A 26,535-nucleotide genomic window follows, 5' to 3' on the forward strand; every position below is an offset into this window, starting at 1 on the left:
CGGCAAGGCTTCAGACGCGCAGCATGCGCAGAACCGTGTCGATTGCGGCAGCGCGGCGACGCGCCAGCGCTTCGGGCGCGCCCATGTCGTGGCCGAAGACCTGGCGGATGCTGGCGCGGTTGGAGACGTTGTAGAAGGCGAGCGCGCTGATCGTCAGGTGGATGTCGAGCGCCTCGATGCCCGGCCGGAACAGCCCCGCCGCGACGCCGCGCTCATAGGCCTCGCGGATCATGTCGATGGCCGAGAGATTGAGCGACGCGATCCGGTCCGAGGTCGCGAGATGGCGGGCATGGTGGATGTTCTCGACCATGACGAGCCGCACGAAATCCGGGTTCTCGGCATGGTAGTCGAAGGTGAAGCCGGCCAGCAGCGTCATCGCCTCAACCGGCGGCAGGCTGGCGAGGTCGAGACTGCGCTCGAAGCCGCGGATGCGCTCGTACATCTCCTCCAGGACGGCGCGGTAGAGCCCCTCCTTGTCCCCAAAATAATAGTAGATCATCCGCTTGCTGGTCGCGGTTCGCGCCGCGATCTCGTCGACGCGCGCGCCGCTCAGGCCGTTCTCGACGAACTCCTCCTTCGCCACCGCGAGGATGTTGCGGCGGACGCCTTCCGGATCCTGCGTCCAGGACGCCGGCTTGCGGCCCGTTGCCTTCGGCATCGACGCTGCCTTGCTCATGCTTCACCCGCGAGAGAACCAGCCAGGAAACTAGGGCGAACCCATCAAATTGGACAAGCCGGTACATTGCGCTTGACCAAATGAACTAGATGGTACATTTAACATCTCGTCGGCATAGCGCAAGCCGGCGAGCCTGAAGGCCAAGGCACCCGATGAGAGGTGCCGCGACTGCAGACGGGAACCGGATCGACCCCTTCGAGAAGGTCGGCCGCCAGGGAGCGCCATGAACTACAAGCTCGATTTCACGCCGGTGATCGACGGGATGCCAGCCCTGCTGATGGGCTGCCTCGGCACCTTCCTGCTCGCGATCAGCGGCATGGCGCTGGCCATCGTCATCGGCATCGGCGGGGTGATCCTGCGCGACTCGAAGATCGCCCCGGTACGCTGGCTGGTGAAGGCCTTCGTCGAGGTGATCCGCAACACCCCCTTCCTGGTCCAGATCTTCTTCATCTATTTCGCCCTGCCGCTGGCGGGCCTCAGGCTCGACCCGACGCCGACCGCCATCATCGCGCTCGGCATCAATGGCGGCGCCTATGCGATCGAGATCATCCGCGGCGGCGTGCAGTCGATCGGCAAGGGCCAGATCGAGGCGGGCCTCGCGCTCGGCCTGCACAAGGCCCAGGTCTTCCGCCTGATCGTGCTGAAGCCGGCGCTCAGGGCGATCTTTCCCTCGCTCACCAGTCAGTTCGTGCTGCTGACGCTGACCACCTCCATCGCCTCGGCGATCTCGGCCTATGAACTGACCTCGGTGGCGCAGCGGATCGAGTCCGACAGTTTCCGCTCCTTCGAGGTCTACGGCACGATCACGCTGTTCTACCTCCTGATCTCCTGGGTGATGATGCGCTTCTTCGACGCGATCTCGACCCGCTACTTCAGCTATCCGGTGAAGTGAGGGCGCGATGGGATCGAACGAATTCCTCTTCCTGCTCACCGGCCTGAAATGGACCGTGCTGCTCTCGCTGGTCGGCTTCGTCGGCGGCGGCGTGTTCGGGCTCGCCATCGCGCTGATGCGCGTTTCCGGCCGGCCGCTGATGGAGCGGATCACCTCGGGCTATATCGCGCTGTTCCAGGGCACGCCGCTGCTGATGCAGCTCTTCGTGGTCTACTATGGCCTCGCGCTGGTCGGGCTGAAGCTCGATGCCTGGGTCGCGGTCGCGATCGGCTTCACGCTGCATGCCAGCGCCTATCTCGGCGAGATCTGGCGCGGCTCGATCGAGGCCGTGCCCAAGGGCCAGACCGAGGCCGCCAAGGCGCTGAGCCTGAACTACGTCTCGCGCATGCGCGACGTCGTCCTGCCGCAGGCGATCCGCATCTCGCTGCCGGCGACGATCGGCTTCCTGGTTCAGCTCATCAAGGGTACCTCGCTCGCCGCCATCGTCGGCTTCACCGAGCTGACGCGGGCCGGGAACATCGTCTCGAACCAGATCTTCCAGCCGCTCCTCGTCTTCGGGATCGTCGGCATCCTCTACTTCCTGCTGTGCTGGCCGCTCTCGCTTTACGGCTCGCATCTGGAGCGCCGCATGGCCATCGCCGCGCGCTGACCCCGTTCACCGCCTGAACCAACCACCAAGCACGAAGAGGGAGAGAAACATGATGAAGTCGAAGACCACCCGCCGCAGCCTGCTCATCGCCGGTGCCGCCACGCTGGCGATGCCGGCCCTGCTCGGCAGCCCGGCGCTCGCCGTCACCCCGGCCGAGATCAAGGCCAAGGGCAAGATCGTCGTCGGCATCCAGGGCGACAACCCGCCGTGGGGTTTCGTCACCAGCGCCGGCAAGCAGGACGGCCTTGATGCCGATATCGCGACGCTCTTCGCCAAGGAGCTCGGCGTGCAGGTCGAGTTCGTGCCGCTTGAGGTCAATAACCGCATCCCGGCCCTGACCACCGGGCGCGTCGACGTGCTGTTCGCGACCATGGCGATGCTGCCGGAGCGCGCCAAGGCCGTGCAGTTCTCCAAGCCCTATGTCGCCAACACCATCGTGTTCATTGGCCCGAAGAAGGACAAGATAACCACCAACGAGGATATGGGCCGCTACACGATCGGCGTCGCCAAGGGCGCCGCGCAGGACACGCAGGTGACCAAGAACGCGCCCGCGAGCGCCACGATCCGCCGCTATGACGGCGATGCGCCCTCGATCCAGGCGCTGGTCTCCGGCCAGGTCCAGGCGATCGGTGGCAACATCTTCTACATGCAGCGCATCGAGCAGGCTCGCCCTGGCGAGTTCGAGAACAAGCTCGAATTCCAGAACCTCTACAACGGCGCCTGCACCCGTCTCGGCGAGAAGGAGATCAACGCCGCGATCAACACCTTCATCGACAAGATCAAGGCCAATGGCGAGCTGCAGAAGGTCTACGACAAGTGGATGAAGGTGCCGGTGCACAAGTTCCCGGAGAGCCTCGAAGGCATCACCTTCACCGCGAGCTGAGCGCGCGAAGAAACGAGGTCAGGGCCATGAACCAGCCAGCCGTCCAGAACGCCGCTTCAGCGGATGCCATGATCGCCATGACGCAGGTCGAGAAATGGTATGGCGAGTTCAAGGCCCTGACCGACATCAACCTTTCGGTCCGCAAAGGCGAGCGTATCGTGCTTTGCGGACCGTCGGGCTCGGGCAAGTCGACGCTGATCCGCTGCATCAATCATCTGGAGAATTATCAAAAGGGCGAGATCAGGGTCGGCGGCACCAGGCTCGGCGATGACGCGAAAACCATCGACGCGGTGCGCCGCGAGGTCGGCATGGTCTTCCAGCACTTCAACCTGTTCCCGCATATGACCGTGCTGGAGAACTGCATGCTGGCGCCGATGCGCTCGCTCGGGGCCAGCAAGGCGGAGGCCGAGGCCACCGCCCGGCAATTGCTCGGCCGTGTGAAGATCCTGGAACAAGCCGAGAAGTATCCGGCCCAGCTCTCGGGTGGCCAGCAGCAGCGTGTCGCGATCGCGCGGGCGCTCTGCATGAAGCCCAAGGTCATGCTGTTCGACGAGCCGACCTCCGCGCTCGACCCCGAGATGGTCAAGGAGGTGCTCGACACCATGATCGGCCTCGCCGAGGAGGGTATGACCATGATCTGCGTCACCCATGAGATGGGCTTCGCCCGGCAGGTGGCGAACCGCGTCATCTTCATGGCCTCCGGCGCCATCGTCGAGGAGGCCCCGCCCGAAGAATTCTTCCACAACCCGCGCCATGAGCGGACCCGAAAGTTCCTCGGCGAAATCCTCAGCAAGCATTGAAGCCTAGCGTCCGGCTCGGCCGGACATCTCAACGGAATGCGATCGATGTCCCGCCTCGTCTATGTCCTGAACGGCCCGAACCTGAACCTGCTCGGCAAGCGCCAGCCGCATATCTACGGGCACGAGACCCTGGCCGATGTCGAGCGCGACTGCCGCACGCTCGCCGAGGAGCTGAAGCTGGAACTGCGCTTTCACCAGTCCAACCGCGAATACGAACTGATCGACTGGATTCATGAGGCGCGCGAGGACGGCGCGGGCATCGTCATCAACCCGGCTGCTTTCACGCATACCTCGGTCGCGCTACTCGACGCGCTCAACACTTTCGAGGGGCCGGTGATCGAGTGCCATATCTCGCAGGTCCATAAGCGCGAGGCCTTCCGCCACCACTCTTATGTCTCCATGCGCTCCGACGGCGTCATCGCCGGCTTCGGCACGCAAGGCTATCAGCTCGGCTTGCGGCGCATCGCCAAGCTGATCGACGAAAAAGCCGCGTGAGGACCAACCCGATGGCTCCGGTGAAGATCGCGGTGATGGGGGCCGGCCTGATCGGCAAGCGCCATGCCGCCCATGTCCGGGCCGAGCCCGGCGCCGTCCTGTCGGCGATCATCGATCCCGCCGCGGCCGGCAAGGCCTTCGCCGAGGAGATCGGCGTCGCCTGGTATCCCGCCTTCGATGCCCTCCCCGCCAGCGAGAAGCCTGACGGCGTCATCGTCGCGACACCGAACCAGCTTCACGTCGCCAACGGGCTGGAGCTGGTCGCAGCCGGCTTACCCGTGCTGGTCGAGAAGCCCCTCGCCGACAGCATCGACAGCGCCCGCAAGCTCGTCCAGGCGGCCGAGGCTACCGGTGTTCCGCTGCTGGTCGGTCATCACCGACGCCACAACCCGATGATCCGGAAGGCGCGCGAGGCGATCGATGCCGGCCGGCTCGGCCGCATCCTGACACTCAGCGGCCAGTTCTGGCTGGTGAAGCCGGACGATTATTTCGAGGTCGACTGGCGTCGGCAGGAAGGCGCCGGACCGATCCTGATCAACCTGATCCACGATATCGACCTGTTCCGCTATCTCTGCGGCGAGATCGTCGGCGTGCAGGCGCTGAGCTCCAATGCCGTGCGCGGCAACCCGGCCGAGGAGACCGCCGTCGCGATCCTGCGCTTCGCCAATGGCGCGCTCGGCACGGTCAGCGCCTCCGACACCGTCGTCTCGCCCTGGAGCTGGGAGCTGACGACCGGCGAGAACCCGGCTTATCCGCGCCAGGACCAGTCCTGCTACCAGATCGGCGGCACGCATGGTTCGCTGACGATTCCCGCGCTCGAACTCTGGAACCACAGCGACAAGCGCGGTTGGTGGGAGCCGCTCAAGCGCGAGCGCATCCCCTTCGTGCCCGAGGACCCGTTGCAGGCACAGGTCCGGCACTTCTGCGCGGTGATCCGCGGCGAGGAGGCGCCCCTCGTTTCCGGCCGCGAGGGCCTCGCAACGCTCGCCGTCATCGCGGCCGTGAAGCAGGCGGCGCGCAGCGGCGGACCGGTCGAGATCGCCCCGGAACCGGCGAGGGCCGGCGCATGATCAAGGGCACGACGCGACTGATCGGCCATCTCGGCTATCCGACCGAGAGCTTCAAAGCGCCGATGATCTACAATCCCTATTTCCAGCGCGAGGGAATCGACGCCGTCGTCGTGCCGATGGGCTGCCGCGGCGAGGACTACCCCGCTTTCCTGAAGCTGTTCTTCCGCTTGTCCAACGCCCATGGCGCGCTGGTGACGATGCCGCACAAGGTCACCACGACCGGTCTCGTCGATATGCTTTCGCCGACCGCCGCCATCGCCGGTGCATGCAATGCCGTGCGGCGCGAAGCGGATGGCCGGCTCAGCGGCGACATGTTCGACGGCGAAGGGTTCGTACGCGGCGTCTTGCGCAAGGGGCACAAGCTCGATGGCGCCCGCGCGCTCGTCGTCGGTGCCGGCGGCGTCGGCTCGGCCATCGCCGCCTCGCTGGCCAAGGCCGGGGTCGCGGAGCTCGGTCTGTTCGACATGCAAGCAACGAACGCCGAGGAACTCGGACAGCGCTTGATCGCACACTACCCTGCCCTTCGCGTCGCCACCGGCTCGAACGACCCGGATGGCTTCGACATCGTCGTCAACGCCACGCCGCTCGGCATGAAGCCCGGCGATCCCCTGCCGGTCGAGATCTCCCGCCTGCCCGCCTCCGCCTTTGTCGGCGAAGTCGTGATGGCGCAGGAGATCACGCCCTTCCTCGCTGCGGCGCGAGCCCGCGGCTGCGAAGTGCAGGTCGGCACCGACATGCTGTTCGAGCAGATACCCGCCTATCTGGAATTCTTCGGCCTGCCCTCGACCACGGCCGAGGACCTGCGCGCCGTCGCCAAGCTGGCCTGAGAGGAGGCACTCCCGTGATTCCATCGATCGCCACCGTCTGCGTTTCCGGCACCCTCCAGGAAAAGCTCGAGGCCATCGCGGCCGCCGGCTTCAAGGCCGTCGAAATCTTCGAGAACGACCTGATCGCCTTCCCCGGTTCGCCGACGGAAGTCCGGCGCATCTGCGCCGATCTCGGCCTGACCATCGTCACCTGCCAGCCCTTCCGCGATTTCGAGGGCATGCCGGACGGGCGCCGCCAGCGCGTCTTCGACCGGGCCGAACGCAAGTTCGATCTCTTGCAGGAGCTGGGCACCGACCTGCTCTTCGTCTGCTCCAGCGTTTCGCCGGAAGCGCTGCCCGGCATCGACCGGCTCGCTGCCGATTTCGCCGAACTTGGCGAGCGCGCCGGGCGGCGGGGCCTGCGCGTCGGCTACGAGGCGCTGGCCTGGGGGCGGCATGTCTTCGATTACCGCGACGCCTGGGAGATCGTGCGCCGGGCCAACCGGCCAGAGGTCGGGATCGTGCTCGATTCCTTCCATATCCTGGCGCGCGGGCTCGACCTTGCGGCCATCGGCACGATCCCGCGCGACAAGATCGAGATGGTGCAGATGGCCGATGCGCCGCTCTTGCAGATGGACCCGCTCTCCTGGAGCCGGCACTGGCGCTGTCTGCCCGGCCAGGGCGACCTCAATCTCTCCGGCTTCATGCGCGCGCTGGCCGCGACCGGCTATGACGGCGTGCTCTCGCTCGAAATCTTCAACGATCGCTTCCGCGCCGGCTCGGCCCGCTCGGTCGCGCTCGACGGCCACCGCTCGCTGATCTGGCTGCTCGACGCGACCGCGCGGCAGGTCGGCAAGCCGGTTCCCGGCGCCGTGCCGATGCCGCCGCCGGCCCCGGTCGAAGCGGTCGAGTTCATCGAGTTCACGGTGTCGGAGGCCGAGCGGCCGGGCTTCGAACGGCTGCTGCGGGCGCTCGGTTTCGCGCGTTCGGGCGCGCATCGCTCCAAGGATGTCGATCTCTGGCGCCAGGGCGATATCCGCATCGTCCTGAACAGCGAGGCTGACGGCTTCGCCCATAGCTACCAGATCACCCACGGCACCTCAGTCTGCGCGCTCGCCTTGCGCGTGCCGGATGCACAGGCCGCGATCGCCCGCGCCAAGGCGCTGCTCGACGTGCCCCATGCCGGCGCGATCGGGCCGGACGAGCTTGACATCCCGGCCGTGCGCGGCCTCGGCGGCAGCCTGCTCTATTTCCTCGACCAGACCTCGTCGCTCGGGCGCTGGGCCGAGGTCGATTTCGAGGCGACCGGCGAGGCCCCGGACGATGCCGGGCTCACCGGCGTCGACCATGTCTCGCAGAGCATGCAGTACGAGGAGATGCTGACCTGGCTCCTGTTCTATTCCTCGCTGTTCGAGACGCGGAAGACGCCGAGCCAGGCCGTGCTCGATCCCGGCGGCGTGGTTCAGAGCCAGGTCATCGAGAGCGGGCTCGACGGCAGGAACGGCCATGGTCTCAGGCTCATCCTCAACGGCTCGCAGAGCCACCGCACGCTCTCAGCCCGCTTCATCACCGATTTCTTCGGCTCGGGCGTGCAGCATATCGCCTTCGCGACCGACGACATCGCCGCGACCGTCAAGCGGCTGGTTGCCAATGGTGTCGCCATGCTACCCATCCCCGAGAACTACTATGACGACCTTGAAGCCCGCTCGGACCTGACGGGCGAGGAGATCGACGCGATGAAGGCGCTGAACATCCTCTATGACAGCGACGCCGGCGGTGCCTTCCGGCAGGCCTACACCCAGACGCTCGATGGCGGCCTGTTCTTCGAGATCGTCCAGCGCGATGGCTATGCCGGTTACGGCGCCGCCAATGCCGGCATCCGGCTCACCGCGCAATCAAGGCTCGCGCGCCCGATCAGCGTTCCCGCGCCGAGCCATGGCTGAGGAGAGATAAGCCGCATGAGCAGCCTGATCCTTCCCTATACGGGGCTCGATGCCGGGCAGCCGGCTTCGCTCTCGCCGGACTATCGCTCGACCGTGGCGCGCAGCCCGCGCCAGGCCCCGATCGCGATCCCGCAGACGCTGACCGAGGTGACCGGCCCGACCGACTGGCCGCGCCTGATGGGGCCGGCGATGGCCGATCTCACCACCCAGCACAAGGCGGAGCCGCAGGGCCAGCGCATCGTCGTGACCGGCCGCGTGCTCGACGAGGACGGACGGCCCGTGCCGAACACCGTCGTCGAGATCTGGCAGGCCAACGCCGCCGGCCGCTATATCCATGCCAAGGACGACTGGCCGGCGCCGCCCGATCCGAACTTCACCGGCGTCGGCCGCGTGATCACCGACGGTGAGGGCCGCTACCGCTATGTCACGATCCGGCCCGGCGCCTATCCCTGGGGCAACCACAAGAACGCCTGGCGCCCCGCCCATATCCATCTCTCGCTGCTCGGGCCGGCCTTCGCGACGCGACTGGTCACGCAGATGTATTTCCCCGACGATCCGCTGATCGAGATCGACCCGATCGCGAATGCCGTGCCGATGCCTTATCGCCAGCGCATGGTCTCGCGCTTCGATATCGGCACCACCGAGCCGAACTGGGCGCTGGGCTATGTCTTTGACATCGTGCTCAAGGGCCGCGACCAGACGCCGTTCGAGGACGAGCATGACGACGACCACTGATCTGGCAATCACTGATCTGGAGAGCCGCAACGCCGCGCCGCGGCAGGACAGCCAGGACCCGTCGATCTTCGGCCAGACGCCGTGGCAGACGGTCGGCCCCTATTTCCATTACGGCCTACCCTGGAAAGGCGGCGCCGATCTCGTCGGCCGCTCCGATATGGGCGCCCGCCCCGACCTGATGCCGCCGGAGCATTTCCTGCTCTCGGGCTCGAATGTCTCGGGCACGCCGGAGGGCGAGGTCATCGCGCTCGCCGGCTGCGTCTTAGACGCTGACGGCAAGCCGATCGAGGATGCGATGATCGAGATCTGGCAGGCGAATGCGAACGGCCGCTATGCCAGCCCCGACGACGATCGCGCGGATGTGGCGCTCGACACTCATTTCGTCGGCTTCGGCCGCGCCTCGACCGACAAGGAGGGCGTCTACCGCTTCCGCACGATCCGCCCCGGCCGCGTGCCCGGCCCCGGCAACAGCCTGCAGGCGCCGCATATCGCGCTCTCGGTCTTCGGCCGCGGCTTGCTGAAGCGCCTGCCGACCCGGCTTTATTTCGCCGATGGCGAGGGCAACGAGACCGACCCGATCCTCGCTCTCGTGCCCGAGGCGCGCCGCCAGACCCTGATCGCGCAGCGCAAGCCTGACGGCACCTGGTGGCTCGACATCAACCTCGCTGGCGAGAACGAGACGGTGTTCTTCGATCTATAGGTGACAGGCGGCCAATCAGGCCGCCTTCTTCCTTTCAGCGATCCGCGCAAGATCGGTCAGCAGCCGGCGCGTCGCCTTGAGCCGCTGCTCGACCGTGTCGAAATCGTCGATGAAGACGACGCGCATGTCGGGACGCACTTTCGCCAGCGTGCCGATCTTCGCGACATACGAAACCAACCCTTCCGGATTGGCGAACTCGTTGTTGCGGAAGGCGACGATGATGCCCTTCGGCCCGGCCTCGACCTTCTCGACATTGGCGCGCTTGCAGAGCGCCTTGATCGCGACGATCTCCAGGAGCTGGTTGACCTCCTCCGGCAGCGGGCCGAAGCGATCGACCAGTTCGGCGCCGAAGGATTGCAACTCGGCATCGTCGTCCATGGTCGAGAGCCGCTTGTAGAGCGTCAGCCTCAACGTCAGGTCGGCGACGTAGTGATCCGGGATCATGACGGGCGCGCCGACCTGGATCGCCGGCGACCATTGCGTCTCGGTCTCGAACTCGATGCCGGCCTTGAGCGCGGCCACCGCCTCCTCCAGCATCTGCTGGTAGAGCTCGTAGCCGACTTCCTTGATATGGCCGGACTGCTCGTCGCCGAGCAGGTTGCCGGCGCCGCGGATATCGAGATCGTGGCTGGCGAGCTGGAAGCCAGCGCCGAGCGTGTCGAGCGATTGCAGCACCTTGAGCCGCTTCTCGGCCTGCTCGGTCAGCTTGCGATTGGCCGGCACGGTGAAGAGCGCATAGGCGCGCGTCTTCGAGCGGCCGACGCGGCCGCGCAGCTGGTAGAGCTGAGCAAGGCCGAACATGTCGGCGCGGTGGACGATCAGCGTGTTCGCGGTCGGGATGTCCAACCCGGATTCGACGATCGTGGTCGAGAGCAGGATGTCGTATTGGCCCTCGTAGAAGGCCGTCATCACGTCTTCCAGCGTCCCCGCCGCCATCTGGCCATGGGCGATGCCGACCTTGCACTCGGGCACCTGCTTGTCGAGGAAGTCCTTGACCTCGGCGATGTCCTCGATGCGCGGCACGACATAGAAGGAACGCCCGCCGCGATAGCGCTCGCGCAACAGCGCCTCGCGCACGATCAACGGGTCGAACGGTGTGACGAAGGTGCGCACGGCTAACCGGTCGACCGGCGGCGTCGCGATGATCGAGAGCTCGCGCACCCCGGTCATGGCGAGCTGGAGCGTGCGCGGGATCGGCGTCGCCGACAGCGTCAGCATATGCACCTCGGCGCGCAATTCCTTCAGCTTCTCCTTATGGGCGACGCCGAAATGCTGCTCCTCGTCGACGATGACGAGGCCGAGATCCTTGAAGTCGACACCCTTGCCGAGCAGCGCATGGGTGCCGACGACGATGTCCATCGTGCCGTCCCTGGCGCCCTGCTTCACCGCCTTGAGATCGGCCGAGCCGACGAAGCGCGAGGCCTGCCCGACATGGACCGGCAAGCCGGCAAAACGATCAGCGAAGTTGCGGTAGTGCTGTCGCGCGAGCAGCGTCGTCGGGACGACGACCGCGACCTGCTTGCCGTTGAGCGCGGCGGCAAAAGCGGCGCGCAGCGCGACTTCGGTCTTGCCGAAGCCGACATCGCCGCAGACGAGCCGGTCCATCGGGCGCCCGGCCGCGAGATCGTCCAGCACCGCATCGATGGTGTTCTGCTGGTCCTCTGTCTCCTCATAGGGGAAGCGGGCGCAGAACTCGTCATAGACACCGTCAGGCGGGATGAGCCGCGGCGCATCCTTGAGCGCACGCGCCGCCGCGATCTGGATGAGCTTGCCGGCCATCTCGCGGATGCGCTGCTTGAGCTTGGCCTTGCGCGCCTGCCAACCGCCGCCACCGAGCCGATCGAGCTGGACTTCGGTGTCCTCGGAGCCGTAGCGGGACAGAAGCTCGATATTCTCGACCGGCAGGAACAGCTTGGAATCGCCGGCATAATGGATTTCGAGGCAGTCATGCGGCGCGCCCGCCGCCGTGATCGTCTGCAGGCCGATGAAGCGGCCGATGCCGTGATCGACATGGACGATGAGATCGCCCGGCGCGAGCGACGACAATTCGGCGATGAAGTCCTGCGGACGCTTGGTCTTGCGGCGCGGGCGGACGAGACGGTCGCCCAGGATATCCTGCTCGCCGATGACCGCGAGGCGCCCGGCCTCGAAGCCGGTCTCGAAGCCCCAGACCGCGAGAGCGATCGTGCCGGGCTTGAGATCGAAGGCGGCGCGCAAAGAACCGGTCAGTTGCGTGCTTTTCAGGCCGTGATCGGCGAGCACATGCGCCAATCGCTCGCGCGAACCTTCCGACCAGGCAGCGAGGATGACACGCTTCCCGTCAGCCTCCAGCGCCTTCACATGCGCCACGGCAGCATCGAACACGCCGCCGGCATCGGCCGTGCGCTCGGCCGCGAAGCTGCGGCCCTGCTTGCCGCCGAGATCGAGGATCAGCTTGCCCTCGCTCTCGGGCAACTGGAACGGAGTCAGGCTGGCGACGCCGGAGATGTCGACCACCGCGCGCCAGTCGGCGGGTGAGAGATAGAGCGCATCCGGCGGCAAGGGCTTGTAGGGAATGCCGCCGCCTCCCCCCTGCTCCAGCGCGGCCTTGCGGGCGTCGTAATAATCCTTGATCAGGCTGATCCGCTCCCCGACCGCATCCTCGGCCTGATGGTCGAGCACCAGCGGCACGTCCGGCAGATAGGTGAAGAGCGTGTCGAGCTTCTCCGCCAGCAGCGGCAGCCAGTGCTCCAGGCCGGCCGGGCGGCGGCCTTCGCTGACGGCTTCGTAAAGCGTGTCGTCGCGGCCGGGCGTGCCGAAAGTCGAGATATAGGACTGGCGGAAGCGGCGGATGCTCTCGCTCGTCATCTGCGCCTCGGACATCGGCACGAGGTCGAGCCCACGCAATTGCCCGGTGGTGCGCTGCGTCTCCGGATCGAAGGTGCGGATCGATTCGAGGCTGTCGCCGAAGAAGTCGAGGCGGATCGGCGCCGGCATGCCCGGCGGGAAGAGGTCGACGATGCCGCCGCGCACGGCGAATTCGCCGGTCTCGCGCACGGTCGAGGTACGCAGATAGCCGTTGATGTCGAGCCAGCGCGCCAGTTCCTCGATATCGACCATGTTGCCGGGCGCAGCCGAGAAGCTCTCGGAGGCGACCTTGCCGAAGGCCGGCACGCGTTGCAGCGCGGCATTGACGGTGGTGAGCAGGAGCCGCGGCCGCTCGCCCGATTTGGTCTTGGCGAGGCGCGACAGCGTCGTCATCCGGTGCGCCACGATGGCGGGCGCGGGCGAGACACGGTCGTAAGGCTGGCAGTCCCAGGCCGGGAAGCTCATCACCTCAAGGTCGGGCGCGACGAATTGCAGCGCGTTCTCAAGCACCTGCAGGCGCTGGCCGTCACGCGCGATGAAGACGAGCAGCGCCGCTCCTTCCGCCTTCTTGGCGCGGGCGCGGGTCAGGTCGGCGAGCACGACAGCGTCGAAACCATCGGGCACGCCGGCAAGCGTCGGCTTGTCGCCGCGGTTCAGCGCGTCGAGCAGGCGGTCGAGCTGGAGCTTGGCGATCTGGCTGGGAGGAGGAATGCTCATCGGAAAGGCGTCATTCTGTCAAAGGGCGTCATTCTCGGGCTTGCCCCGAGAATCTCGGGACGAGCGGGCTCCGATTCAGAGATGGTCGGGTCAAGCCCGACCATGACGGCCATGGGGCCGGCTACACATGAATCGGCTTGTCGTGATGGTGGAATGCCCGAAGCTTGCGGAACAGGTCCGTGTCGTAATTCGCGGGCACGGGAGCCTCCCCGGTCACCCAGCTCAGCAGGTCCCGGTCCAGCACCTCGATCAGGCGTTCGAACTCGTCGAGCTCGGCCTCGCTGAAGCCGCCGATCGCGTCGTCGGCGAAGCGGCCCATGATCAGATCCATCTCGCGCATGCCGCGATGCCAGGCCCGGAACAGGATCTTGCGGCGGCGCGGGTCGAGATCGGCGCTGGAGCGGGTCGAGCCGGACATGAGAACCTCGGGGATGGCGCAATGGTCATAGGGCCGGCCCCGTCGCGGAGCCTGCCTGAGCAGGCTATATAGCGATGCAACCCGGCGAAGTCAGCGGCGAAGCGGCTGTGATCTTCGCGCTCCTGACAGTTTCGCGAGACGTCTTGCGCCCCTCGATCCTCGATCCGCTCTTCGCTCCCGTCACGACGCTTTCCGGCGTCGGGCCCAAGCTCGGCAAGGTGCTGGACAAGTTTCTTGGCGACGAAACGAGGCCGGCGCGCGTGGTCGACCTGCTCTTCCAGCTCCCAACCGGCGCGGTCGATCGCCGGCCGAGCCCCTCGATCGCAGATACGCCGATCGGCGATGTCGCGACCTTCACCGCCCGCGTCAGCGAGCACCGTGCCGCACCTGCCGGCAAGAAGGCGCCCTATCGCATCATCGTCGAGGACGAGACCGGCGACGTCACGCTCGTCTTCTTCCATGCCGATTCCCGGCATCTGGCGCAGACCCTGCCGGTCGGCGCCTATCGCCTGATCTCGGGCAAGCTCGAGCTCTGGGAAGGCATGCGCCAGATGGTGCATCCCGAGCGCATCCTCGATCCCAAGCTCGCGGCGACGCTGCCGGCCTTCGAGCCGGTCTATCCGCTGACCGAGGGCATCGGCCAGCGCATGATGATGCGGACCGTGCAGGCAGCGGCCGAACGCTGCCCGGAGATGCCGGAATGGCAGGACCCAGCCTTCCTCGCCAAGGCTGATTTTCCTTCCTTCCACGCGGCGATCGAGGCCTTGCACCATCCCGTCGACCGCAAGGCCGCCGAGGGCGACACGGTCGCGCGCCGGCGCATCGGCTATGACGAATTGCTGGCGAGCCAGATCGCGCTCGCCCTCGTGCGCCGCCAGCAGAAGAAGATCGCCGGCCGCGCCACCACGGGCGATGGCGGCTTGCGCTTCCGCATCCAGTCCGCCCTGCCCTTTGAGCTGACCGAAGGCCAGCGCAAGGCGATCGCCGATATCCATGCCGATATGGCCAAGCCCGAGAAGATGCTGCGCCTCCTGCAAGGCGATGTCGGCTCCGGCAAGACCGTGGTCGCGCTGATGGCCATGGCCGCCGCCGCCGAAGCCGGGCGTCAGTCGGCCCTGATGGCGCCGACCGAAATTTTGGCCCGCCAGCATGCCGAGAGATTGGCGCCGCTGGCCGAGAAGGCCGGGCTGAAGCTCGCCTTGCTGACGGGTCGCGAAAAGGGCGCCGGCCGCAAGCAGGTGCTCGCCGGACTGGCCGACGGCTCGATCGATATCGCCGTCGGCACCCATGCCTTGTTCCAGGAGGGTGTCGCCTTCCAGGACCTGGCGCTTGCCGTCGTCGACGAGCAGCACCGCTTCGGCGTGCACCAGCGCCTGCTGCTCGGCTCCAAGGGCGAGGCCGTCGACGTGCTGGTCATGACCGCAACACCGATCCCAAGGACGCTCTCGCTGACCTGGTTCGGCGACATGGATATCTCGATCCTCTCCGAGAAGCCGGCGGGCCGGAAGCCGATCGTCACCCGCGCCGTCTCCTCCGAGCGCTATGACGAGGTCGTCGGTGCCATCGGCCGGGCGATCGACACGGGCGCGCAGGCCTATTGGGTCTGCCCGCTCGTGCAGGAATCGGACACGCTCGACGTCGCCGCCGCGCAGGAGCGCTTCGAGGCCCTGCGCGAAATCTTCGGCGACAAGGTCGGATTGCTCCATGGCCAGATGCCCGGCCGCGACAAGGACGCCGCCATGGCCGCCTTCGTCGCCGGGCAGACCCGCATCCTCGTCTCGACCACGGTGATCGAGGTCGGCGTCGACGTGCCCAATGCCAGCGTCATGGTGATCGAGCATGCCGAACGCTTCGGCCTCGCCCAGCTTCACCAGTTGCGCGGGCGCATCGGCCGCGGATCGGCCGCCTCGACCTGCCTGCTGCTCTATAAGGGGCCGCTCGGGCCGGTTGCCGAAGCGCGCCTCACCATCATGCGCGAGACTGAGGACGGCTTCCGCATCGCCGAGGAAGACCTGCGCCTGCGTGGCGAGGGCGAGGTGCTTGGCACCAAGCAATCGGGTTCGCCGGACTGGCGCATCGCCCGGCCGGAGATCGACGGCGACCTGCTGGCGGCGGCGCGCGACGATGCGCGGCTCCTGATCGAACGCGATCCGCATCTGGAGACGCCACGCGGCCAGGCGATCCGGGTGCTGCTCTATCTGTTCGAGCGTGACGTCGCGATCCGGCTGCTCAGGGCGGGATAGCCCGGCTCCTGCCACGGCTTCGTCGCCCGGCGCCTAGCAATGGCGCCCTGACGCTGCCAGGAGCAATCCTGATCAAGCGAGCCCTCGCTTGCTCGTCCAGTGTCGCGCCACTTCGTGGAGAGAACATGGACCCGGTCAAGGCAGCCATCTGGTGCATCGAGAGCCGCTTCACCGCCGAACTCACACTCGACGAGATCGCCGAGGTCAGCGGCGTCTCGCGCTTCCATCTCAGCCGGGCCTTCGGCGCGGCGACCGGTCGCTCGGTGATGCGCTATGTGCGTGAGCGCCGGCTGTCGGAGGCGGCGCGCCAGCTCGCCGACGGTGCGCCCGACATCCTCTCGGTCGCGCTCGACTGGGGCTATGGCTCCCACGAAGCCTTCACCCGCGCCTTTCGCGAGCAGTTCGGCCTCACGCCGGAAGAACTGCGCGCCCGGCGCGACCTCTCATCGCTCGCCCTCGTGGAGTCGCTGAACATGCATGACATTACCCCTGCCCCCATCGCCGAGCCGCGCATCGTCACCGGAAAGCCCCTGCTGATCGCCGGTTTCAGCGGCCATTTCTCGATGGACAAGACGCAAGGCATCCCGCTGCTCTGGCAGAAGATCGTTCCGCATTTCGGCCATATCCCCGGCCAGCGCGGCTATGTCGCCTATGGCGCGAGCTATAATTGCGACGATGGCGGCGCCTTCGACTATATCGCCGGCGCCGAAGTCTCGTCCTTCAGCGACCTGAGCGACGAGTTCGCGCGGCTCAGCGTGCCGGAACAGCTCTGCGCCGTGTTCGAGCACAAAGGCCACATCACCGGCATCGCCCAGACCTACAAGGCGATCTGGCAGGACTGGTTCCCCAAATCCGGTCGCGAGCCCGAGATGGGCGTCACGCTGGAGCGGATGGACGAGCGCTTCGACGGCGCGACCGGCAACGGAGTCGTCGAGATCTGGGTGCCGCTCAAGCGCTGACCGGCGGCTTCGTCTCGATCTTCGGCTTGCCGTTCTGTTCGCCGGGCTGGATCAGCCCGGCCGACATGATCAGCTTGGCGCCATCCTCGACCGAGATCGAGAGTTCGACGACCTCGCGTCGCGGCAGGTAGAAGAAGAACCCCGTGGTCGGGTTCGGCGTGCAGGGCAGGAAGACGCCGATCTGTTCCTCACCCTCCGGCAGGCGCCCGGCGATCTCGGGCGCCGCCTCCTGCGCGATGAAGACGATCGACCACATGCCCGGCTGCGGGAACTGCACCATCCCGACCTTCCGGAACGAGGTGCCGGACTGCGAGAAGATCGTCTCGAAGACCTGCTTCACGCCCTTGTAGAGACTGCGCACCACCGGCATGCGGTCGAGGATCGCCTCGCCCGCATTGAGGAGCGAGCGCCCGACGAGATTGGCGGTGAGGAAGCCGAGCAGCGTCAGCCCGACCAGCGCGATGACGAGCCCGAATCCCGGAATCGGATAAGGCAGATAGGAATCGGGCAGGTAGGAATTCGGGATGAGCGGCTTCACCAGCCCATCGATGAAATTGATGAACCACCAGGTCACCGAGGCCGTGATGGCGAGCGGCGCGGCGATGACCAGCCCGGTCAGGAAATAGCGGCGCAACCGTGCGCCCCAGGTCGGGCGCAGGATTTCCGTCGGCAGGATCAGGCGCGGATCGGGCGGGCCGGCTGTCATCGTCTCTCCCAGAACACCGGCGCGACCTCCCGCCCGCTTGCGGCCACCCGTGTGGGCGGCGATATGACACGATAAGCGAGGCGGCGCCATCCGCCAGCCCCTGGGGGCAAACGCAAGCAAGGATGAGGCCGTGAGCGAGGACGATCAGCCGCGACGCCGATGGTCGCGGCCGCTGCTGTTCGCCCTGGGCTGGGTGTTCACGGCGCTTGGCGTCGTCGGGCTGATCCTGCCGCTGATGCCCGGCACCATCTTCCTGATCGCCGCAGCCTGGTGCTTCTCGCAATCCTCGCCGCGTTTCGAGGCCTGGCTGCTAGGGCATCCGAGGCTCGGGCCGCATGTCCTGCGCTGGCGTCAGACCGGCGCCATCGCCCGGCGCGCCAAGTACCTCGCCTGCGGCTCGATGGTGCTGAGCTTTGTCCTGCTGATGCAAACAAGCGCGCCGCCGATCGCTCTCGCGACGGCGGCGCTGTGTCTGATCGGCGCGGGCTTCTACGTGGCGAGCCGGCCTGAAGCCTGAGCCGCCGTCACTCCACCGTGACGGATTTCGCCAGATTGCGCGGCTGATCGACGTCCTTGCCCATGAAAACCGCCGTCTGATAGGCGATCATCTGGATCGGCAGGGCGTAGACGATTGGCGCGAAGGTCGGGTCCATGTCCGGCAGGATGATCGTCGCCTCAGGCTCGATGCCGCATTCGGCAGCGCCCTTCGCATCGGTGACGAGGATGATCCGGCCGCCGCGCGCCGCGACCTCCTGCATGTTGGAGGCGGTCTTCTCGAACAGCGCGTCATAGGGCGCGACGACGATGACCGGCATGTCCTCGTCGATCAGCGCGATCGGCCCGTGCTTCAGCTCGCCAGCCGGATAACCTTCGGCATGGATGTAGCTGATTTCCTTGAGCTTCAGCGCACCTTCGAGCGCGAGCGGATAGCTCGTACCACGACCGAGATAGAGCACGTCCTTGGCCCGCGAGAGCTTGTGTGAGAGCTGCTCGATCTGCGGCTCGAGCTGCAGCGCCCGGGCCATCAGCCCCGGCAGCGCGATCAGGTGCTGCACATGATCGGCCTCGTCCTCGGCCGAGAGCGTGCCGCGGGCACGGGCTGCGGCGAGCGCTAGCGATGCGAAAACCGCAAGCTGGCAGACGAAGGCCTTGGTCGAGGCGACGCCGATCTCCGGGCCGGCGAGCGTCTGCGCGACGGCATCGCTTTCGCGCGCGATTGTCGAGGTCGGCACGTTGACGACCGAGAGAATGACCTGCCCGTTCTGCCGGGCATAGCGCAAGCCGGCCAGCGTGTCGGCGGTTTCGCCGGACTGCGAAACGAAGAGCGCCAGGCCCTGGTCGGGCAGCGGCGCCTCGCGGTAGCGGAACTCGGAGGCGACATCGATCTCGACCGGCAGGCGCGCCAGCTTCTCGAACCAGTATTTCGCGATGAGGCCGGCATAATAGGAGGTGCCGCAGGCGCTGATCGTCAGGCGCGACAGGCCCTTCCAGTCGATCTGGTCGCCGAAGGGCAGGCGCACCTTGCCGTTGGCCATGTCGAGATATTGCGTCAGCGTGTGGCCGACGACCTCGGGCTGCTCGTAGATCTCCTTGGCCATGAAATGGCGGTGATTGCCCTTCTCGACCAGGAAGGCGCCGGCGGCGACGCGCTGGGCGCGGCGTTCCACCTGCTTGTTGGTCTTGTCATAGAAGGTCGCGCCACGGCGGTGGAGCACGACCCAGTCGCCCTCCTCCAGATAGGCGATGAGATTGGTGAAGGGCGCGAGCGCCAGCGCGTCCGAGCCGAGATACATCTCGCCCTCGCCGATGCCGACCGCGAGCGGCGAGCCCTTACGGGCGCCGATCAGCAGGTCGTCCTCGCCCTGGAACAGGAAAGCGAGCGCGAAGGCGCCGTGCAGGCGCGGCAGGCTCGCGGCCACCGCATCGACCGGGCCCTTGCCGCGGTCGAGCTCGCGGGTGACGAGATGGGCGACGATCTCGGTATCGGTTTCCGTCTCGAAGACGTAGCCGTCGGCCTGAAGCTCGGCGCGCAGGTCACGGAAATTCTCGATGATGCCGTTATGCACGACCGCGAGCTTCGGCGTCGCATGCGGATGGGCATTGGTCTCGTTGGGCTTGCCATGGGTCGCCCAGCGAGTGTGGCCGATGCCGACCAGGCCCTCGAGCGGCTCGTTCGACAGGCGGATCTCGAGATTCTTAAGCTTGCCCTCGGCGCGGCGGCGGGTGAGCTTTCCGGCTTCCAGCGTCGCGACGCCGGCGGAATCGTAACCGCGATATTCAAGCCGCCGCAGCGCCTCGACGACCTGCGTCGCCACTGCTTCCTTGCCCAGAATCCCGACGATGCCGCACATGGGTGAACCCCTCAAGCCGTTGCTGTCGGCAAAGCGCATAGCCGCGATCGGCGCGCGTGCCCAATCAATCTACATGACGAACTGTGAACGGCGGATGGCCCGATCCGCCGCGATTCCCGGCTATTCGGCCGCCTTCTTGGCCGCTTTCCTGGCAGCGGCGGCAGCGCGGAAGGTCGGCGCCCAGCCCTGCTTCTCGACCTGCCGGCCGCGGCCGATGGCGAGCGCGTCCGGCGCGACGTCGCTGGTGATGACCGAGCCGGAACCGACATAGGCGCCCTCGCCGATCGTCACCGGCGCGATCAACGACGAGTTCGAGCCGACGAAGGCATTGGCACCGATCGTCGTCTTCGCCTTGTTGAAGCCGTCATAGTTGCAGGTGACGGTACCGGCGCCGATATTCGCAGCCGCCCCGACCGAGGCATCGCCGATATAGGTCAGGTGGTTGACCTTGGCGCCAGGGCCGATATCGGCCGCCTTCACCTCGACGAAATTGCCGACCTTGGCCTTCTCGGCGAGCTTCGCGCCCGGCCGCAGGCGGCCATAGGGGCCGACGCTGGCGTCAGTGCCGACCGTGGCGCCTTCCAAATGCGAGAAGGCATGGATCACCGCGCCGTCATCGACGCGCACGCCGGGCCCGAACACGACATTCGGCTCGATCACGACATCGCGGCCGATCTCAGTGTCATAGCTGAAGAAGACGGTCTCGGGCGCGATCAACGTCGCGCCGCCGAGCATGACGGCAAGCCGCTTGCGCCGCTGGAAATCCGCTTCCACGGCGGCGAGCTGAGCGCGGTCGTTGACGCCCTGGACCTCGCTTTCGGGCGCCTGCAGCGCAACGGCGTCGAGCCCGCGCTTGCGCGCGACTTCGACCGCGTCGGTCAAATAGAATTCGCCCTGGGCGTTATGGCTCCCGATCGCTTCCAGGATCGAGAGGGCGTGCTCGCCGGAGAGCGCCATCAGCCCGGCATTGCAGAGCGTGATCGCGCGCTGCTCCGGGGTGGCGTCCTTATGCTCGACGATCGCCTCCAGACGTCCATCCTTCTCGACGAAACGGCCATAGCCCGTCGGGTCCTTCGCCTCGAAGCCGAGCGCGACGACAGCTGCGCCGCCCGACAATGCCTGGCGCAGCGCCGAAAAGGTCTCGGGACGAACGAGCGGCGTGTCGCCAAAGGCGATGATGACGTCGTCATGGCCGGCAGCGATGGCGGCTTTCGCGGCAAGCGCCGCGTGCGCCGTACCCCGGCGCTCGTGCTGGATCGCGATCTGCGCATGCGGAAGCTGCTGGCGCGCCGCTTCGCCGACTTCGGGGCGTTCCGAGGAAATCACGACGGCGACGGCATCCGCGCCGGCCTCCGAGACGGCCGCAAGCGCATGCCCGAGCAGCGACCGCCCGGCGACCGCATGGAGCACCTTCGGCCCCCGCGATTTCATGCGGGTGCCCTCTCCGGCTGCCAGGACGATAGCGAGGCAGGATCGGGCCGGCTGCATTTCGGTCATGTTTCTCGTTTCCCTTGCAGGCATGGTTGAACCACCGCCCACGCATCAGAGTCGAATTCACGCATGCTGGCGTTGCAGGCGCCGTGGATAGCCGATCCGCGCGCCCTTTGGCAAAGTTCAATCGCGGTGCAAGGCTCCTTTCGGAGATGGCCGTCCTGCCGGTTTGGCGCCGCCTCCATTTCGAAGGATCGCACCATCCGAAAGGCGTGCATCTTCCCGATCGGAAAGGCTTTTCAGGCGAACTGGAAATGCTCTAGAAGCGCGAGGGGCGAGGGCGTCGCCCGCGTAGTTTGGATCCCATGTCGAAACCCTTGAATCGTAGGCAGTTTCTGGAAGGCGCCGCAGGTGGCGCGGCTCTGCTCTCGTTGGCCAGCCCGGCCGCGGCGCAGGCCCCGACCGGCGCGGCGTCCTTCAACATCCCCACCCTCGTGGACGGACAGCGGTTCGACCCGGCTCTGGTCGTCGACGCCGCCAGGGCTCTGGCCCAGCGCCCGCTGATTCCGATGGCCACGAATGACCTGCCGGAGGGCTACACCACCCTCCCCGCCGACCAGTATGCGGGCATTCGGATGCAGCCGGGCGGCACGGTCTGGGCCGGCGAGAATCGTGGCTTCACGGTCGAGCCGCTGCATCGGGGCTATGTCTTCTCCAATCCCGTGAGCCTGTTCACGATCGAGGACGGCACGGTGCGCCGCATCGGCTTCGATCGCAGCAAGTTCGACTACGGGCGTGTCACGCCGCCGCAGGGCAATGCCGACCTTCAATTCTCCGGCATGCGGATCGCGGCCGGGCTGGAGCGCCCCTTCGAGGTCGCGGTCTTCCAGGGCGGCACCTTCTTCCGCGCCCTGGCGCGCGGCCAGAATTTCGGCGCGATGGCGCGCGCGCTGATCCTGCGCCCAGGCGAGACGCGTGGCGAGGAACTGCCCTTCTTCCGGGCGTTCTGGATCGAGCGGCCGAGCCCAGCCGTCGGCTCGCTGGTGATTCACGGCCTGCTCGATTCGGAGAGCGTCGCCGGTGCGGTGCGGATGACGCTGCGCCCGGGCGACGTCACCTTCATCGATGTCGAGATGACGCTGTTCGCCCGCCAGGCGCTGGATCATGTCGGCTTCGGCTGCACGAGCGCGACCTTCCTGTCCGGCCCGCAGAGCCGGCGCGTCTTCGACGATATCCGCCCCTCGATCGGCGAGGTCTCAGGTGTGCAGATGCAGTCGGGCGCCGGCGAATGGATCTACCGGCCGGTCAACAACCCCGCCACCCTGCAGGTCTCGTCCTTCGTCGACGAGAATCCCAAGGGCTTCGGCCTCGTCCAGCGCGAGCGCGACCCCGCCGCCTTCCAGGACGACGACCAGCGCTTCGAACTTCGGCCGAGCGTCTGGATGGAGCCGCTCGGCGACTGGGGCGCGGGTTCGGTCCAGCTCATTGAGATCCCCAGCGATTCCGAGCCGAACAAGAACATCATCATGTATTGGCGGCCGAAGCAGCCGCTGGCTGCCGGCAGCGAGACCTCGCTGAGCTATCGCCAGGCCTGGTGCTGGCAGCCGCCGGAGCGCCCGCCATTGGCGCTCGCCACCCGCACGCGGCAGGGCAAGGGGTCGCAGGGGCGCCGCCGGCGCTTCGTCATCGACTTCACCGGTGACAGGCTTGCGGATGCCGCCCTCGTCGCCTCGACGCGGGCGACGATCACGGCCCAGCCCGGCGCCGTGCATAATGTCCGCCTCTGGCCTTATCCGGAGCGCAAGCTGATGCGCGTCGGCTTCGAGGTCGATCCCGGCAACGACAATCTCTCCGAGCTCCGGCTCGTCCTGCAATCGGGCGGTCAGCCCGTCTCTGAGACCTGGTTGAATCGATGGACCTGGTAACGGCAGCCCGCCGCGACGCCATGGAAACGGAACAGCGCGGCTACAGCGCGGCCCGCGAGCCGGCGACGCCGCCCGAAGAGCCGCTGGTCATGCCGGTGCAGTCGTTCCGGAGCTGGAAGGCTTCGGATCGCCGCGCCCCGGCCGATCCGCGCAACTGGAAGACGCCCTGGCTGAAGCGCCTCTTCGTCTTCGGCGGCGGGCTCGCACTTACCGCCTTCGGCGCCTGGGAAATGTACAATGTCGTGTCGGTCAGCCGCACGACCTCGCTGCAGTACGCCTTGCTCGTGCTGTTCACGATCAACTTCTCCTGGATCGCGCTCGCCTTCACCAGCGCGCTGCTCGGCTTCTTCGGCGTGCTCTTCGGCGCCGGCAAGGCGGATCGGGCCGAGAGCCTCAAGCACCGCACCGTCGTGGTGATGCCGATCTACAACGAATCCTCGGCCCGCATCTTCGCGGCCGTGGCGGCGATCCGTGAATCGGTCGAGGCGACGGGGCTCGGCGACCATTTCGACTATTTCATCGTCTCCGACACCACCAACCCGGATGTCTGGGTGGCGGAGGAGCGCGCCTTCCTGGCGCTGCGCGAGCGGCTCGGCCCCAATTCGCGCGTCTACTATCGCCATCGGCCCAAGAATCATCACCGCAAGGCCGGCAACATCGCCGATTTCGTCACGCGCTGGGGCGGGCTCTACGAGCACATGGTCGTGCTCGACGCCGACAGCCTGATGACCGGCACCTGCATCGTGCGCCTCGCCGCCGCGATGGAGAACGATCCCGATGCCGGCATCATCCAGTCGCTGCCGCTGATCATCAACCGCAACACCTTCTTCGCCCGGCTCCAGCAATTCGCGGCGCGGGTCTATGGCCCGGTCATCGCGACCGGCCTCGCCATGTGGTCCGGACGCGACGGCAATTACTGGGGCCATAACGCGATCATCCGCACCAAGGCCTTCGCCGATCATTGCGGCCTGCCGGACCTGAAGGGCAAGCCGCCCTTCGGCGGCCATGTGCTGAGCCACGATTTCGTCGAGGCGGCGCTGATCCGCCGCGCCGGCTGGTCGGTTTACATGCTGCCGGACCTGACGGGCTCCTACGAGGAAAGCCCGCCCTCGCTGATCGACATCTCGGTGCGCGACCGGCGCTGGTGCCAGGGCAATCTCCAGCACTCGCGGATCATGGGCGGCAAGGGCTTCGTCATGCCGACGCGCCAGCATTTCGCCACCGGCATCATGGGCTATCTCGCCTCGCCGCTCTGGCTGATGCAGCTCGTGGTCGGCATCCTGATCGTGCTGCAGGTCAATTACGCTCGCCCTGAGTACTTCACCCAGGAATTCACCCTCTTCCCGGTCTGGCCGCGCTTCGACCCCGAGCGTGCCTTGCGCCTGTTCGCGATCACCATGGGGATCCTGCTGGCGCCGAAGCTGTTCGGCCTGCTGCTGACCCTGTTCAACACCAAGCTCCGGCAGGCCGGCGGCGGCTCGATCCGCCTGATCGTCTCGGCCCTGATCGAGGTGCTGTTCTCGGCCTTCTTCGCGCCGATCATGATGCTGATCCAGTCCGGCTCGGTCTTCCAGATCCTGCTCGGCCGCGACACCGGCTGGAATCCGCAGCGGCGCGACGACGGCTCGATCCCGTTCAAGGACATCGTGCGACGGCACCGCACCCATACCGTGCTCGGCGTGGTCACCGGCCTCTCGGCCTTCATGATCGCGACCTCGCTCTTCGCCTGGATGTCGCCGACGATCGTCGGCCTCGTGCTGGCGATTCCGCTGTCATGGGCCTCGGGACAGCTCGCCATCGGTCTCTGGCTCAAGCGCCACAAGCTCCTGATGACGCCGGAGGAAGGCGCCCCGCCCGCGATCGCGACCCGTGCCAACGAGTTGCAGGCCGAGTTCGAGAAGGCCGGCTACGACGATGCCGACGGCATCAAGGCGCTGCATGGCGATGCGGAGCTGCGCCACGCCCATGAGCTGATGCTGCCCTATGGCCAGTCGCGGCGGCGCGGCGAGATCGAGCCCGACCGCGCCGTGGCGCAGGCCAAGCTCGTCGATGCCGAGACGGTCGACGATGCCGCGATCTGGCTGAAGCCGAAGGAGCGCATGGTCGTGCTGCACGACCGGGCGCTGATCGGGCTGCTCGCTTCGCTACCGCCCGTCGAGGCAAAGGGCTGAGGTCGGTCATCCTGGCCAAGAGCCACCCTTGTCATTCCGGGGCTTCGCGCAGCGAAGAACCCGAAACCCACGACTGGGTGAGCCGGCTGCAATCGGGTCTTGGATATCCTACCCAATCGTGGGTTCCGGGTTCGCGCCTACGGCGCGCCCCGGAATGACAGAGGTGGTGCCGGGCAAACTGCCGCCGCCCTCACCCCTGCTCGAACGCGACCATGCAGCCGAAGGCATGCTCGGCCGGCACGAACAGCCGCTCCTCGCCACGCTGGAACGAGACTTCATTCTCGGTCAGGCGTTCCGCCACCGCTTCAAGATCGGGCACCGAGACGCAGAAGCCGAGGAAACGGGCGGGCGTCGTGTCCGGCTCGACATGATAGGCGCCCTGCGCGGCCTCGGGATCGAGCACGTCGATGCGCCCGCGCGGCAGGGCGAGCACATAGTCCTCATTGCCCTCCAGCACCTCTGCGGCGCCGCTGAAGGCCGAGAGGAAGGCACGGTGGAAGGCCGGCTCCTCCGCCAGCATCACGACGGCCGAGAGCGCGGTGGCGCCGTTCGGATGATGCTGGAATTCGGGATTCCAGAAATTCTGCGGCTCGAATTGCTGGCAGACGAAGAAGCCGCATTCCGGCGCGCGCGAATCGGCGGCGAAGGCCAGCTCGAAGGCGACGCGGACATCGCTGCCATCCGGGCGCCGCGCCCGGCGCTCGAAGAAGAACGGCTCGAAATCGCCGATTCCCTGCGCCTTGAAGGCGGCTGCATCGGCCTTGGCGTCGGTGCTCTCCAGCACCAGCATCGAGAGCCCCTCGCCCTGCCCGGCCAGCGCTTCGCGCACGAAGGCGCCGAAGGAGAAGCGGCGCTCGCCATGCGGCGGGATCGCTGCATCATCGGCGATCGTCACCAGCTCCAGGAAGGAGCCGGGGAACTGCACGATCCGGTTCTCGGTGCCCCAGGGATGGCGATTGCGGGCGCCGACGCGGAAGCCGAGCTTCTCGTAGAAATGCCAGGCGGCATCGAGATCGCGGACGCCGATGACGAGATGGTCGAGACCGCGGGGCGTTGAGGCGTTTGCAGGCATGGCAGGCTCCGTCGACAGGCGTATCGGAGCCCAAGGCTAGCACAGA

22 protein-coding genes are annotated in these 26,535 nt (G+C 66.9%); 15 read left to right on the forward strand and 7 right to left on the reverse strand.

The window, feature by feature from the left end; genetic code table 11:
* Positions 1-10: 10 nt before the first annotated feature.
* The gene (locus AC3WMA_RS15580) at positions 11-658 is read right to left on the reverse strand and encodes a TetR/AcrR family transcriptional regulator (protein WP_492286282.1); all 648 of its coding nucleotides are present in this window, start codon (positions 656-658) and stop codon (positions 11-13) included.
* A 241-nt stretch (positions 659-899) separates the two neighbouring features.
* Here AC3WMA_RS15580 and AC3WMA_RS15585 point away from each other — a divergent pair, with 241 nt between their 5' ends.
* The 10 genes from AC3WMA_RS15585 to pcaG all read left to right on the forward strand — a co-directional run bounded on the left by AC3WMA_RS15585 (position 900) and on the right by pcaG (position 9,649).
* A complete protein-coding gene (locus tag AC3WMA_RS15585; RefSeq protein WP_492286283.1) occupies positions 900-1,568 on the forward strand; it encodes an amino acid ABC transporter permease in 669 nt (222 codons plus the stop codon).
* 7 nt (positions 1,569-1,575) lie between these two features.
* The gene (locus AC3WMA_RS15590) at positions 1,576-2,217 is read left to right on the forward strand and encodes an amino acid ABC transporter permease (RefSeq protein ID WP_257732858.1); all 642 of its coding nucleotides are present in this window, start codon (positions 1,576-1,578) and stop codon (positions 2,215-2,217) included.
* A gap of 49 nt (positions 2,218-2,266) precedes the next feature.
* On the forward strand, positions 2,267-3,100 hold the full coding sequence (locus AC3WMA_RS15595; protein ID WP_492286284.1) for a transporter substrate-binding domain-containing protein: 834 nt from the start codon (positions 2,267-2,269) through the stop codon (positions 3,098-3,100).
* Positions 3,101-3,168: 68 nt separating this feature from the next.
* Complete coding sequence (locus AC3WMA_RS15600; protein WP_492286616.1) at positions 3,169-3,900, forward strand: amino acid ABC transporter ATP-binding protein; 732 nt, start codon at positions 3,169-3,171, stop codon at positions 3,898-3,900.
* A gap of 45 nt (positions 3,901-3,945) precedes the next feature.
* Positions 3,946-4,395: a type II 3-dehydroquinate dehydratase gene (gene aroQ / locus AC3WMA_RS15605; RefSeq protein ID WP_492286285.1), complete on the forward strand. Its 450-nt coding sequence runs from the start codon at positions 3,946-3,948 to the stop codon at positions 4,393-4,395.
* Between the two features lie 11 nt (positions 4,396-4,406).
* Positions 4,407-5,465 (forward strand): Gfo/Idh/MocA family protein, encoded by a 1,059-nt coding sequence (locus AC3WMA_RS15610; protein WP_492286286.1) that lies wholly within the window; start codon positions 4,407-4,409, stop codon positions 5,463-5,465.
* Positions 5,462-6,292: a shikimate dehydrogenase family protein gene (locus AC3WMA_RS15615; RefSeq protein WP_492286287.1), complete on the forward strand. Its 831-nt coding sequence runs from the start codon at positions 5,462-5,464 to the stop codon at positions 6,290-6,292. Before AC3WMA_RS15610 ends, AC3WMA_RS15615 begins: the two co-directional genes overlap by 4 nt.
* Before the next feature lie 14 nt (positions 6,293-6,306).
* Positions 6,307-8,214 carry a bifunctional sugar phosphate isomerase/epimerase/4-hydroxyphenylpyruvate dioxygenase family protein gene (locus AC3WMA_RS15620; RefSeq protein WP_492286288.1) on the forward strand — a complete coding sequence of 636 codons (1,908 nt, stop codon included), beginning with the start codon at positions 6,307-6,309 and terminating at the stop codon, positions 8,212-8,214.
* A 15-nt stretch (positions 8,215-8,229) separates the two neighbouring features.
* A complete protein-coding gene (gene pcaH / locus AC3WMA_RS15625) occupies positions 8,230-8,949 on the forward strand; it encodes a protocatechuate 3,4-dioxygenase subunit beta (RefSeq protein WP_492286289.1) in 720 nt (239 codons plus the stop codon).
* Complete coding sequence (gene pcaG / locus AC3WMA_RS15630) at positions 8,933-9,649, forward strand: protocatechuate 3,4-dioxygenase subunit alpha (RefSeq protein ID WP_492286290.1); 717 nt, start codon at positions 8,933-8,935, stop codon at positions 9,647-9,649. The genes pcaH and pcaG overlap by 17 nt, the downstream gene beginning before the upstream one ends.
* 15 nt (positions 9,650-9,664) lie before the next feature.
* Here the strand turns inward: pcaG and mfd are convergent, their stop codons facing one another.
* Positions 9,665-13,213 carry a transcription-repair coupling factor gene (gene mfd / locus AC3WMA_RS15635; RefSeq protein WP_492286291.1) on the reverse strand — a complete coding sequence of 1,183 codons (3,549 nt, stop codon included), beginning with the start codon at positions 13,211-13,213 and terminating at the stop codon, positions 9,665-9,667.
* 121 nt (positions 13,214-13,334) lie between these two features.
* Positions 13,335-13,631, reverse strand: a complete 297-nt coding sequence (locus AC3WMA_RS15640) for an FAD assembly factor SdhE (RefSeq protein ID WP_492286292.1) — start codon at positions 13,629-13,631, stop codon at positions 13,335-13,337.
* 74 nt (positions 13,632-13,705) lie between these two features.
* Between AC3WMA_RS15640 and recG the strand changes: the two genes are divergently transcribed.
* A complete protein-coding gene (gene recG / locus AC3WMA_RS15645; RefSeq protein ID WP_492286293.1) occupies positions 13,706-15,874 on the forward strand; it encodes an ATP-dependent DNA helicase RecG in 2,169 nt (722 codons plus the stop codon).
* Positions 15,875-15,999: 125 nt separating this feature from the next.
* Positions 16,000-16,833: an AraC family transcriptional regulator gene (locus tag AC3WMA_RS15650; protein ID WP_492286294.1), complete on the forward strand. Its 834-nt coding sequence runs from the start codon at positions 16,000-16,002 to the stop codon at positions 16,831-16,833.
* Here the strand turns inward: AC3WMA_RS15650 and AC3WMA_RS15655 are convergent.
* On the reverse strand, positions 16,823-17,539 hold the full coding sequence (locus AC3WMA_RS15655) for a DUF502 domain-containing protein (RefSeq protein ID WP_492286295.1): 717 nt from the start codon (positions 17,537-17,539) through the stop codon (positions 16,823-16,825). The genes AC3WMA_RS15650 and AC3WMA_RS15655 overlap by 11 nt on opposite strands.
* A 130-nt stretch (positions 17,540-17,669) precedes the next feature.
* Between AC3WMA_RS15655 and AC3WMA_RS15660 the strand changes: the two genes are divergently transcribed.
* Positions 17,670-18,056 carry a YbaN family protein gene (locus AC3WMA_RS15660; protein WP_492286296.1) on the forward strand — a complete coding sequence of 129 codons (387 nt, stop codon included), beginning with the start codon at positions 17,670-17,672 and terminating at the stop codon, positions 18,054-18,056.
* Positions 18,057-18,063: 7 nt separating this feature from the next.
* Here AC3WMA_RS15660 and glmS read toward each other — a convergent pair whose 3' ends face one another.
* A complete protein-coding gene (gene glmS, locus AC3WMA_RS15665) occupies positions 18,064-19,890 on the reverse strand; it encodes a glutamine--fructose-6-phosphate transaminase (isomerizing) (RefSeq protein ID WP_492286297.1) in 1,827 nt (608 codons plus the stop codon).
* 120 nt (positions 19,891-20,010) lie between these two features.
* The gene (gene glmU, locus AC3WMA_RS15670; protein ID WP_492286617.1) at positions 20,011-21,378 is read right to left on the reverse strand and encodes a bifunctional UDP-N-acetylglucosamine diphosphorylase/glucosamine-1-phosphate N-acetyltransferase GlmU; all 1,368 of its coding nucleotides are present in this window, start codon (positions 21,376-21,378) and stop codon (positions 20,011-20,013) included.
* Positions 21,379-21,686: 308 nt separating this feature from the next.
* Here glmU and AC3WMA_RS15675 point away from each other — a divergent pair, with 308 nt between their 5' ends.
* Together AC3WMA_RS15675 and mdoH are read left to right on the forward strand one after the other, a co-directional pair.
* Complete coding sequence (locus AC3WMA_RS15675; RefSeq protein ID WP_492286298.1) at positions 21,687-23,246, forward strand: OpgD/OpgG family glucan biosynthesis protein; 1,560 nt, start codon at positions 21,687-21,689, stop codon at positions 23,244-23,246.
* Positions 23,234-25,417, forward strand: coding sequence for a glucans biosynthesis glucosyltransferase MdoH (gene mdoH / locus AC3WMA_RS15680; protein ID WP_492286299.1), 2,184 nt, complete (start codon positions 23,234-23,236; stop codon positions 25,415-25,417). The genes AC3WMA_RS15675 and mdoH overlap by 13 nt, the downstream gene beginning before the upstream one ends.
* Before the next feature lie 190 nt (positions 25,418-25,607).
* On the opposite strand, the gene AC3WMA_RS15685 is transcribed toward mdoH, so the two are convergent.
* Positions 25,608-26,489 carry a VOC family protein gene (locus AC3WMA_RS15685; protein WP_492286300.1) on the reverse strand — a complete coding sequence of 294 codons (882 nt, stop codon included), beginning with the start codon at positions 26,487-26,489 and terminating at the stop codon, positions 25,608-25,610.
* Positions 26,490-26,535 lie beyond the last annotated feature (46 nt).

It is taken from the genome of Allobosea sp. FW305-C-101 (assembly GCF_058783685.1).

What these genes read in the sequence shown, in the direction of transcription:
- AC3WMA_RS15610 (WP_492286286.1), top strand. Translation starts at nt 4,407, where the DNA reads ATGGCTCCGGTGAAGATCGCGGTGATGGGGGCCGGCCTGATCGGCAAG.
- AC3WMA_RS15585 (WP_492286283.1), top strand. Translation starts at nt 900, where the DNA reads ATGAACTACAAGCTCGATTTCACGCCGGTGATCGACGGGATGCCAGCC.
- AC3WMA_RS15595 (WP_492286284.1), top strand. Translation starts at nt 2,267, where the DNA reads ATGATGAAGTCGAAGACCACCCGCCGCAGCCTGCTCATCGCCGGTGCC.
- mdoH (WP_492286299.1), top strand. Translation starts at nt 23,234, where the DNA reads ATGGACCTGGTAACGGCAGCCCGCCGCGACGCCATGGAAACGGAACAG.
- AC3WMA_RS15640 (WP_492286292.1), bottom strand. Translation starts at nt 13,631, where the DNA reads ATGTCCGGCTCGACCCGCTCCAGCGCCGATCTCGACCCGCGCCGCCGC.
- glmU (WP_492286617.1), bottom strand. Translation starts at nt 21,378, where the DNA reads ATGCAGCCGGCCCGATCCTGCCTCGCTATCGTCCTGGCAGCCGGAGAG.
- recG (WP_492286293.1), top strand. Translation starts at nt 13,706, where the DNA reads ATGCAACCCGGCGAAGTCAGCGGCGAAGCGGCTGTGATCTTCGCGCTC.
- AC3WMA_RS15675 (WP_492286298.1), top strand. Translation starts at nt 21,687, where the DNA reads ATGTCGAAACCCTTGAATCGTAGGCAGTTTCTGGAAGGCGCCGCAGGT.
- AC3WMA_RS15580 (WP_492286282.1), bottom strand. Translation starts at nt 658, where the DNA reads ATGCCGAAGGCAACGGGCCGCAAGCCGGCGTCCTGGACGCAGGATCCG.
- aroQ (WP_492286285.1), top strand. Translation starts at nt 3,946, where the DNA reads ATGTCCCGCCTCGTCTATGTCCTGAACGGCCCGAACCTGAACCTGCTC.
- AC3WMA_RS15600 (WP_492286616.1), top strand. Translation starts at nt 3,169, where the DNA reads ATGATCGCCATGACGCAGGTCGAGAAATGGTATGGCGAGTTCAAGGCC.
- pcaG (WP_492286290.1), top strand. Translation starts at nt 8,933, where the DNA reads ATGACGACGACCACTGATCTGGCAATCACTGATCTGGAGAGCCGCAAC.
- pcaH (WP_492286289.1), top strand. Translation starts at nt 8,230, where the DNA reads ATGAGCAGCCTGATCCTTCCCTATACGGGGCTCGATGCCGGGCAGCCG.
- AC3WMA_RS15655 (WP_492286295.1), bottom strand. Translation starts at nt 17,539, where the DNA reads ATGACAGCCGGCCCGCCCGATCCGCGCCTGATCCTGCCGACGGAAATC.
- AC3WMA_RS15590 (WP_257732858.1), top strand. Translation starts at nt 1,576, where the DNA reads ATGGGATCGAACGAATTCCTCTTCCTGCTCACCGGCCTGAAATGGACC.
- mfd (WP_492286291.1), bottom strand. Translation starts at nt 13,213, where the DNA reads ATGAGCATTCCTCCTCCCAGCCAGATCGCCAAGCTCCAGCTCGACCGC.
- AC3WMA_RS15615 (WP_492286287.1), top strand. Translation starts at nt 5,462, where the DNA reads ATGATCAAGGGCACGACGCGACTGATCGGCCATCTCGGCTATCCGACC.
- glmS (WP_492286297.1), bottom strand. Translation starts at nt 19,890, where the DNA reads ATGTGCGGCATCGTCGGGATTCTGGGCAAGGAAGCAGTGGCGACGCAG.
- AC3WMA_RS15685 (WP_492286300.1), bottom strand. Translation starts at nt 26,489, where the DNA reads ATGCCTGCAAACGCCTCAACGCCCCGCGGTCTCGACCATCTCGTCATC.
- AC3WMA_RS15650 (WP_492286294.1), top strand. Translation starts at nt 16,000, where the DNA reads ATGGACCCGGTCAAGGCAGCCATCTGGTGCATCGAGAGCCGCTTCACC.